The sequence below is a fragment of the Syntrophales bacterium genome (genome assembly GCA_035363115.1).
GTDB lineage: Bacteria > Desulfobacterota > Syntrophia > Syntrophales > PHBD01 > PHBD01.
Genome location: DAOSEM010000005.1, coordinates 229239 through 239214, shown reverse-complemented (window position 1 = coordinate 239214; position 9976 = coordinate 229239). Strand labels below are relative to the sequence as shown.

Below are 9976 nucleotides of genomic sequence, written 5' to 3'. Positions count from 1 at the left end.
AAGAGCGGAAACGTTTTCGCGACGGCGGGAGCCCCCGTGGCAGCCCCCTGCGCCGATGCGCTGAATGCACAAGGAAAGGGGATTCGCTTGGCGGGAAAGAAAAAGAAAGACGGAAAGAGGAGCGGATTTGAAATCCGTTGAGTTGATTTTTCGGGTGAGAAATCGCGTTTCGTTCCCGCGGTTCTTGCCGGCTCTCATCACGGCTCCCGGAGGGCTTTCACCAGCTCGGCTCCGTACCGGCCTGTTCGCTCCGGAGACAGGATCCCGCTTTTTCTCAGCGTCTCGATGGATGCATTCTCCAGTCCGGCCAGAGCGATCATCTCCTGCGAGGAAATGAGCATGAAGGGCGAGCGGTCCATCTGCTTCGCTTTCCACCAGCGCCAGGAATACAGCCGTTTCAACCGTTCCCGCTCCGGCTCGGTCAGCTCCCAGACCCCCTGAATCCTGCGATACCCATCGGGACGGAAAGGCCGCTCCTGCCAGCGGGCGGCGGCGATTTCCCGGAAAGAGCGCTTGGCCTCCTCCTGGAGGCCCTTCTCCCGGATATCGGCTTCCAGCTTCCGGTAGAGGGGAATCAGATGCCGCGTGTCCTCCGCAGCATAGGTGAGCTGCTCCTCCGTCAGGGGCCGGATGTCCCAGATGGACCGCTGGACCTTCTTGCGCTTCGGAAAGGGGATCCCGAGGCAGTCCTCAACCAGGGCCGCCAGGGAGAGGTTCGGGTGTCCCAGGAGCGTTGCCGCCCGGTACGTGTCAAAGACGTTCCGGAAGGTGAATCCGAAATCGCGGTGGAGAAGGCGGATGTCGTTGTCTCCGGCGTGGAATACTTTCAGGATCTGGCGGCTTGCAAAGGGCGAGGCGAGATATTCCGGGGGCGTGCCGTCCAGGGGGTCTACCAGGTAGGTCATGGCGGGCGTCTTGACCTGGATGAGGCAGAGCTTGTCCCGGAAATAGCGGAAGGAGTCATACTCCGTGTCCAGGGCAATCCAGGGAGAGGAGGCGATGTCGCGGCCGGCCTCCTGCCGTTTTTCCGTTGTGTCCACCCAGATCCATCTCGTTTCCGATGCCATGACGGTTCTTCCCATGTACTGGACGTATTGAGATTTGCTGCCGGAATGAAAGCTGCAATACGCCAAGGGAGGAGGTTTGTCAACGGGCGATGGCGGGGGGACGGGGAACCGGTCGCTCGGGCGGGGAAAAGACCGGGATATGGGATGGGGCCGGGGAGGGAGGGGGTCCGCCCCCCGGCCCGCCTGGTCTTACGTCAGAACTCGACGGTCAGGCCTCCCTTGATGGTGCGCTCCGGCATGGGATAGTACACCCGGGGGGTCCAGGCCGTTTCCTCCACGCCGATGGAGGAATACGTAGCGTTCAGCAGGTTTTCCACACCGAGGAAGACCGTCAGCTTCAAGCCCTTGAATTCCGGCCGGTAGAACGCATACAGGTCGAACACCGTGTGGGATTCGAGCTTGTCGCCGTCGTTGTTGTTGTCGCCGCTCATGTAGCTGTCGCCGACATAACGCACCTCGGGCTTTACCGTCACGGCGTACGGCAGGCTGAATTCGACGCCCAGCCGGGCCATGCGTCTCGGGACAAGGGGGACCTCCCTGCCGTTGAATTCCCCCGCCTCGAAGGTCGCCCGGTGGTAGGTGAAATTCCCGTACAGCCGGGCGAATGTTACGGCCTGCCAGGAGAAGGACGCCTCCGCGCCGTCGTGGCGGGTCGGGTCAAGGTTTTCGTTGCGGAAGGTCAGGCTGTTCCAGGCAATCTCGTTCTCCATGTCGATGCGGAAGACCGAGAGGGCGATCTTGAGGTTGTCCAGTGGGAAGAACTGGGTTCCCGCTTCGTAGCTCCGGCCTGTTTCCTTCTCGATGTCCGCGAAGAAGGGAATGCCGCCGAAGCCGTTGTAGGAGGCCTGTTCGTCCAGGAACGGGAAGCGGAAGACCGTTGCGTATTTGGCGAAGACACTCGATTTCTTGCCGATCAGCCAGGTCAGGCCGCCCTCATAGGCCTCACCGTGATGGATCTTTTCCCTGTTCGTGAAGCTCTGAGCGGGAACGGTGTGGTTGTTGTAGTCTCCCCCGATTACGGCCCGTTCGTTGCGGTAACCGGCGCTCAGGATCAGGTTTTTGAGGATGCTGAATTCATCCCGGATGTAAAAGGCAAAGCTGTTCTTGTACAGGTCCGCGATGGCCGTTCTGTCCGTTCGCTCCCGGCTGCTGTAAAACTTTTTGACGTAGGGCTCCCGATAGATGTCCACACCGGTGGTCAGCTTGTTGGAAAAACCGAAAAACGAGTGCTCCAGAATGTATTTCGGCGTGAATCCGTACGTTTCCGATTCCGTGTTGGTGTAGAGGGCCCAGGAGGCCATGTTGGCATCCAGTTCCTTTTTGCCGTAGGAGGCGATCATCTCCAGGCGCCCGAAGGAGCCGAGGAGGGACTCGATCTTCAGGTTCACGTTCGTGTGCTTGTCCAGCGCGTCGTCCCCGTAGCCGCCTGAGGTCCAGTAGGCGGGGCGGGCCGGCTCGGCCTGCTGCCGGTCCGAGGCCATTTCCATCCTGGTGAGATTTCCCGGGAGTTCATAATCGGAGCGGTTGAAGGAGACCCCCAGGGAAGCAGAGAGGGCGTCCGTCGCGTCGTAGCGAAGGTTTGCACCGGCACTCTGCGAGGAAAGGGTCGAGTGCCTGCGGTATCCGAGGCTGAAGAAATTCTCCCCCTGGACGGAATAGGAGACAGATCCCGCTTTGCCGGAGACTCCCGCTTTCTCGTTGTGGAGGCCGTGACTGCCCGCCGTCACGGAGGCGTAGGCCCGCGTCCCGGGTGTTCCTTTCTTCGTGATGATGTTGATGACGCCCGCCACGGCGCCGTCGCCGTAGAGGACGGAGCTCGCCCCCCGGACCACCTCGACGCGCTCGATGCTGGACAGGGGGACCTGGAACCAGTTCACCGAGGACATGTCCGGGCGGTTCAGGCGCTGCCCGTCCAGGAGGACCAGGGTTTTCCCGAAGGGGTTGTCCCCTCCGAACCCGCGCAGGTCCACGATCGACTGGGGCGAGTTCCCGCTGTACGACCGGACCTGGATCCCCTCCACTTTCTCCAGGACCTCCACCAGGCTGGTAGCCCCGGAGTTCTGGATGTCCTTTTCCGTGATCACCGTGACGGCCGAGGGAATGTTCCGGGCCTCTTCGGCGCTGCGCGTGGCCGTGACCACGATCTCTTCCATGACGGCCGGTCGGTCGGACGGCTGGTCCGGCGGGGCGGCGGCAATGGATGGCGGGGCGGCAACGGGAATGGAGATGAAAACGAACAGGAATACGACAAGGAAACAGATGACGCGCTTCATGAATACTCCTTTCTTCCCCCTCGGGAATCGGAATGATGTTCCCCCGGTCGAGTGTCCTGGCTCGCGGCTTCCTTCAATCCTACTCTCTGCGCCTTCCCGATCCCCCTGGATCAGCCCGGTTCCCCGGTATGGGGCGGGCTGGTCCGGATCCGTGGCCTTCTGCAGATTTCGTTCCGCTTACAGTTGCGGGGCAGCGCCGGCATTCGACCGGCTTCCTCGCTCCGGGGGCATGTTGCAGATGGGTGTAATCCGGGGCTTTCCCGTCTGCGGGTGGCGATCCACCCGGACGGGCACCCCGAAGACGTTCCGGATGCTTTCCTCCGAGATGATTTCTTCGGGGCTTCCCTCGCCGTGGACGGTCCCGTCCTTCAGGAGGATGATCCGCCGGCAGTAGAGGGAGGCCAGGTTGATGTCGTGGCTGACGGCAATCACCGTCAGTCCCTGTGTCCGGTTCAACTCCGCCACCAGACTGAAAAATTCGCTCTGATGACGGATGTCGAGATTGGACGTCGGTTCGTCAAGCAGGAGGATCCGCGGCTCCTGGGCCAGGGCGCGGGCGATGAAGACCCGCTGCCGCTCCCCCCCGCTGAGCGCGCTCATGGGGCGTCCCGCCAGCGGGAGGGTGCCCGTTTTCTCCATGGCGTCCCGGGCGATCTTGAAATCGCGTTTTCCCTCGAACCGCCACCGTCCCAGATGGGGAGCGCGTCCCATGAGGACGATCTCCTGAACCGTGAAGGGAAAGATCAGGGGAGAATCCTGGGGAACCACCGCAACCATCCGGGCCAGTTCGTTCCGGTCCAGAGACGACGCATCGGTCCCCTCCAGGAGAACCCTCCCTTCCAGGGGGGCAAGGATCCCGTCGACCAGGTTCAGAAGCGTCGTCTTGCCGGAGCCGTTGGGACCGAGAATCCCGAGGAAGGCTCCACGCTGCACGTCCAGGGAGAGATCTCGGAGCACCCACGTCCTCTCGTAACGGTAACTCACCTTTTCCACGCGAACGGCGTACATCAGGCGCTCCTTTTCCTCAGCAGGTAAATGAAGAACGGGGCGCCGCAGAAAGCAGTGACGACCCCCACCGGCATCTCCGACGGGGCAAGCAGGGTGCGGGAAAGGGTGTCCGCCGCGATCAGGAACGCCCCCCCGAAAAGCAGGGACGCAGGGAGGAGCAGGCGGTGATCCGCACCCAGAAGCATGCGCATCATGTGGGGGATGATGAGTCCCACGAAGCCGATCGTTCCGCAGAACGAGACGGCCGCCGCCGTCAGGACGGAGGCCGCCGCCAGGAGGATCTTCTTCGTACTCTCGACGGAGACGCCGAGACGAAGGGCCGTCTCCTCGCCGACGACCAGGAGGTTCAGGGAGCGCGCGTGGGCGTAAATCAGGATGAACGCGGCCAGGAGAACCAGGGCGACGAGGCCGATGTCCTTCTCCGACGCGATTCCGAGGTCTCCCATGATCCAGAAGACCACGTTGTGCACCTCGCTCGAGCTGCTGATGGACAGGAAGAAAAAGACCAGGGCAGAGGTGAAGGCATTGACGATGACCCCCGCCAGGATGAGCGTGTTGGAGGAGAGGGAGGCGTTTTTCCGCGCCGTGCCGAAGACCAGGAACGTGGCGGCCAGTGCCCCGGTGAAGGCCAGGAGCGGTGTGCCGAAAGGGACAGTGGAGGCGCCGAGAAGAATGCCCGCGACGGCTCCGGCGGAGGCGCCGCCGGAAACGCCCAGGATGTAAGGATCCGCCAGGGGATTGCGGAGGAGTGCCTGGTAGACGACGCCCGCCGTTGACAGAGCGGCTCCCACGATCCCGGCGAAGAGGATCCGGGGGATGCGGATCGAAAACAGGATCGTCCGTCCCGGATCGGCGGCCGCGTCCGCCCCTTGCCGATCCCGGAAAATGCTCCTCAGGATCTCAAGGGGGGCGATCTCCGACGGACCGACGAGGATTGCGATCACGACAACGAAGACGAATGCCAGGGAAAAAAGGATCGTCACCCGGAGCAGCCGGGCCGGCGTAACGATTTTGTGGAGGGTGTCTTCCACGGGTTGCCTCCCTCGAGGTCATGGGGACGGACCGGTATTCCGGCTTCGGGCGGCCTACTTGCCCGCCTTCCCACCGCGGTTGATCCGCGGCAGTGGCGTTTCGGGCTTTCGTTCCCTTCACGGCTGCGGGGCAGCGGGGGCTTTCCACCCCTCTTCCTCGGCATCCGTCCCGCGCGGTGGATCCGCGCTTTTTTGGGTATGTAGGAAAGAAGGCCTTTGCTTGTCAAGGTGAAAATGGGAGGCCGGGAAACGGGGCAGGACTGCCGGAACTGTGACTCGAACCTTGCACAGCAGGGGCAAACCTGTTACTAATCCACGAGAATTCGTCCGACATTTCCTGTACCTGGGAGGAACCGGCGTGGCAGAAGAGACGAATACCAAGGAACAACTGGTTCGCAAGATCGGGCAGTTGCGGAGGAAACTCGACAAACTGGCCCCGTCGGGACCGGACCGTCTCCTGGTGGAGGGGCTCTACCGGACCCTGGAGCACACGTCCCGGGCGGGTATCTACGTCGTCCAGGACGGCAAATTCCGGTTCGTCAACCAGCATGCGGCGGACTATTGGGGATACCCGCGGGAAGACCTCCTCGGCATGGAGTCCATGAGCCTGGTCCACCCGGAGGACCGGGAACGGGTCCGCCAGGCGGCGATCCAGATGCTCCGCGGGAACCGGACCTCATCGTACGAATTCCGCACCATTACCAAGAGCGGCGACGTCCGATGGATCACCGAGGTCATCACCTCGATCCGCTTCAAGGGAAAGCGGGCCGTCCTGGGCAACTCGATGGACATCACCGAGCAGATCGAGGCCAGGGACAAGCTGGCTGAGTTGGAGGCCCTGGAGGCGTCCATCCTCGAGGCCATCCCCCACGCCGTGATCGGCCTGAAAAACCGCCGCATCATTTTCGCGAACGACGGGGTCGAGCAGGTCTTCGGCTGGAAGGCGGAGGAGTTGATCGGCGCCACAACCCGGGTCTTGTACCGCAGCGACGGGGACTGGGACTCCATCGCCCAGGAGCTCTATTCCACTCTGGAGAACCAGCGCACCCACAGCACCGAATTCCCCTGCCGCCGCAAGGACGGCCGTCACATCGAGTGTCTCATCACCGCCTCGCGCATCGGCGAGAGCCTCAAGGAAAAAAACATCGTCATCACCTTCGAGGACATTACGGACCGCAAGCTCGCCGAGGAGGCCTACCGGACCATGGCCGACAGCTCCCAGGCGGGGGTCTACGTCGTTCAGGACGGGGTCTTCCAGTTCGTCAACGAGAACGCCGCCGGCTACGCCGGGTACAGCCAGAAGGAGCTGACGGGTATGAACTCGATGCAGCTCGTTCACCCGGAAGACCGCTTCAAGGTGAGGGAAAATTCGCACCAGATGCTTCACGGTGACCGGAAATCGCCCCACGAATTCCGGATCATTACGAAAGATGGCCGGATCCGGTGGATCATGGAAACGGTCACCTTCATCCTCTACCGGGGGCGGCGGGCCGTTCTGGGCAACTCCATGGACATTACGGAACAGAGTGCGGCCCGGGACAAGCTCGCGAAGCTGGAGGCCCTGGAGGCCTCGATCCTGGAAGCCATTCCCCACGCCGTGATCGGTCTTCAGGATCGCCGGGTGATCTTCGCCAACGACGGCGTCCAGGCCGTCTTCGGCTGGAGGGCCAGGGACATCGTCGGCATGAGCAGCCGCATCCTGTACCGGACCGATGCGGATTACGAAGCCATCGCGGAGATCCTCTACAACACGCTCGAAAAAAAGCGGACCGTCAGCGTCGAGTTCCCCTGCCGCAAGAAGGACGGGACCGATATCGACTGCCTGGTCAGCGCCTCCCGGACGGGGGAGAGCCTTCAGGAAAAGCGGATCGTCATCACCTACGAGGACATCACCGAGCGAAAGCGGGCCGAGGCGGAGCTGGAACGGTCGCGCCAGCAGATGAGGAACCTGTCCGCCCACCTGCAGTCGGTCCGGGAAAAGGAAAGGACCCGCATCGCCCGGGAGCTCCACGACGAGCTGGGGCAGTTGCTCACGGCCCTCAACACGGACATTGTCCTGTTGAACCGCAAGGTTCCTGAAGATCAGCGCGAGATCAGGGAGCGGATCGACGCCATGTCGAGCCTCGTGGACATGACCATGAAGACCTTGAAGCGGATCTACATGGACCTCCGCCCGGGCATGCTGGACCACCTGGGACTCCCGGTTGCGATCGAGTGGCAGGCGAGCGAGTTCACCAAGCGGACGGGGATTCACTGCCGCGTCAAGGTGGAGCCCGAGGACATGCAGTTGAATCCGGATCTGTCCACAGCGGTCTTCCGCATCTTCCAGGAGACCCTGACAAACATCTGGCGCCATGCAGAGGCCAAGCGAGTCCAGGTATCGCTGAAGCTGGTCAACGGGGAGGTCCGGCTGACCGTGAAGGACAACGGGAGGGGAATCACGGAGGAGCAGATGGCCAAACCCGATTCCTTCGGCCTCCTGGGGATCCGCGAGCGGGTTTTGTACTGGGGAGGGGACGTGGCCATCAATGGGCAAAAAGGGAAGGGAACAACCGTCAAGGTTCGAATTCCTTATGAGAACAGAGGAGATACACCATGAAGAAAATCCGCATCCTCATTGCCGACGATCATCCCATTGTGAGGGCCGGTTTCAAGCAGGTCCTGTCGGAGACGCCCGACATGGAGGTGACCGACGAGGCGGGAAACGGGCAGGAGGTCATGGCCTGCGTCCGGAAGAAGGAGCACGACGTGGTCCTCCTGGACATTTCAATGCCCGGCCGCAGCGGACTGGAAGTCCTGAAAGACCTGAAGGACGAGAAGCCGAAGCTGCCCGTTTTGATCCTGAGCATGTATCCCGAGGAACAGTACGCCATCAGGGCCCTCCGGGCAGGCGCCTCGGGCTACCTGACCAAGGCCAGCGCGCCCAACGAGTTGATCTCGGCCATCCGGAAGGTTGCGGAGGGAGGGAAATACATCAGTGCCACCCTTGGGGAGCGCCTCACAGAGTTTCTCGGCACCGACATGACCCGACCGCCCCATGAACTCCTGTCGGACCGGGAGTACCAGGTGATGCTCATGATCGCCTCGGGCAAGACCGTTTCCGCCATCGCCGATGAACTTTTCCTCAGCGTGAAGACGATCAGCACGTATCGAACCCACATCCTCGAGAAAATGAGAATGAAGAACAACGCCGAGATCACCCTCTACGCCGTCCAGAACAAGCTCGTCGGCTGAAGGTGCCGGGATCCGGCCGCGTCCCCGCGGGGGATCGGCCGGAAGCCCTTCCGGGCGTGCCTGCCCATGCCCCCCCCCGGCGTCCGGCCCGCATCGCGGGGACCCAGTCGGGTTCTCATCGGACGGACACCGATCCGGATTTTTCTCCCTGACCGAGACAAGATTCCCACCCCTTCCTCATCCGATTTCGGAGCTCTCCCGATGGCGCAGACACGCCGGACCGGTTACTCTGCAATTGAAAAAAAAGAGAGAGGCAAGGGGCCGGGACATGATGAGAAAAGAAACCCAGAGAAGAACCATCCGGGAGAAGTACAGCAGGGCCGTCAAGCGAGGCGGCCTGTGGGTGGACCCTACGTGCTTTCCCCACATGATTGGGAAATAAGGCCGGCGACGTGGCCGGTTAAAAAATGCGAACAGGCAGAGAGGAAAGGAGAAGGAACCATGAAACGGAAAGAAGAGAAGGCTAAAGGAAAGAAGATCCCCCGGAAGATCGAAAAAGGCTGGGTGGATCCCATGGCGACCCCGATGGACATCGCCTAGGCAGAATCCAACCACCCCACCCGCCCTCCGGCGGGCATGCAATGCCACACCCCTCCCCGAGCCCCCCTCCTTTTCGAAGGAGGGGGGCTCTTCTTTGGGGAGATAGAGCGACGGATTTCAAATCCGCTCCTCTTCCTTTTTCCTTTTTTTTAAACAGAACCAGCCGCCAATGGATGGTCGAATGGCGGGAGGGGGACTTCCCTCGCGCTCAGAAGCGTTTTTTCGACCCTGCATCGTCTCGCTCCGCTGCAAAGTCATAACTCGCACCTGGCGGTGCTCAGACAGATGACTTTGCGGGCGCTGCGCTGCGACGGCAGGGTGCCCCGAAAAAGCCGCTATTCGCGCTCCGGGAAGCCCCCTCTCCCCGACCGACGTTCGCGGGGGCGCGACCGGGGGTTCCCAGAGGAGCAATTCGAAAACGTTTCCGGATCCGAGGCTCATCGGTTTCAGAAGGCGAAGAGAGGAAACGTTTTCGCGACGGCGGGAGCCCCCGTGGCAGCCCCCTGCGCCGATGCGTTGAATGTGAAAGGAAAGGGAATTCGGCTCGGTACAAAAAGAAAAGAAATAGGAAATACAGGGACACTTCCCTTATTATTTTGATTCGGGAACAACGCGCCTTGCCTGTTCGTGACGAAAAAATAGGGGAAGTGTCCCTATGTTTAAAGGTTCGCGGGGGCGCGACCGGGGGTTCCCAGAGGAGCAATTCGAAAACGTTTCCGGACCCCAGGCTCTTCCGTTTCAGAAGGCGAAGAGCGGAAACGTTTTCGCGACGGCGGGAGCCCCCGTGGCAGCCCCCTGCGCCGATGCGCTGAATGCACAAGGA

At 61.8% G+C, this 9976-nt stretch carries 6 protein-coding genes and 2 riboswitches; of the genes, 2 read left to right on the top strand and 4 right to left on the bottom strand.

Annotation, left to right across the window (positions count from 1 at the left end):
• Positions 1–197: 197 nt before the first annotated feature.
• From PLO63_12045 to PLO63_12030, 4 genes are all read right to left on the bottom strand, one after another.
• Positions 198–1067 carry a ribonuclease D gene (locus tag PLO63_12045; GenBank protein ID HOI74864.1) on the bottom strand — a complete coding sequence of 290 codons (870 nt, stop codon included), beginning with the start codon at positions 1065–1067 and terminating at the stop codon, positions 198–200.
• Between the two features lie 194 nt (positions 1068–1261).
• Complete coding sequence (locus tag PLO63_12040) at positions 1262–3340, bottom strand: TonB-dependent receptor (protein ID HOI74863.1); 2079 nt, start codon at positions 3338–3340, stop codon at positions 1262–1264.
• A 49-nt stretch (positions 3341–3389) separates the two neighbouring features.
• Positions 3390–3558, bottom strand: a riboswitch (cobalamin riboswitch).
• Complete coding sequence (locus PLO63_12035) at positions 3518–4348, bottom strand: ABC transporter ATP-binding protein (GenBank protein HOI74862.1); 831 nt, start codon at positions 4346–4348, stop codon at positions 3518–3520. Its footprint overlaps the riboswitch before it by 41 nt.
• The gene (locus PLO63_12030) at positions 4348–5379 is read right to left on the bottom strand and encodes an iron ABC transporter permease (protein ID HOI74861.1); all 1032 of its coding nucleotides are present in this window, start codon (positions 5377–5379) and stop codon (positions 4348–4350) included. The genes PLO63_12035 and PLO63_12030 overlap by 1 nt, the downstream gene beginning before the upstream one ends.
• Before the next feature lie 34 nt (positions 5380–5413).
• Positions 5414–5536, bottom strand: a riboswitch (cobalamin riboswitch).
• A 201-nt stretch (positions 5537–5737) separates the two neighbouring features.
• Here PLO63_12030 and PLO63_12025 point away from each other — a divergent pair.
• Together PLO63_12025 and PLO63_12020 are read left to right on the top strand one after the other, a co-directional pair.
• Complete coding sequence (locus tag PLO63_12025) at positions 5738–7978, top strand: PAS domain S-box protein (GenBank protein ID HOI74860.1); 2241 nt, start codon at positions 5738–5740, stop codon at positions 7976–7978.
• Positions 7975–8613 carry a response regulator transcription factor gene (locus PLO63_12020; protein ID HOI74859.1) on the top strand — a complete coding sequence of 213 codons (639 nt, stop codon included), beginning with the start codon at positions 7975–7977 and terminating at the stop codon, positions 8611–8613. The genes PLO63_12025 and PLO63_12020 overlap by 4 nt, the downstream gene beginning before the upstream one ends.
• Positions 8614–9976: the final 1363 nt, after the last annotated feature.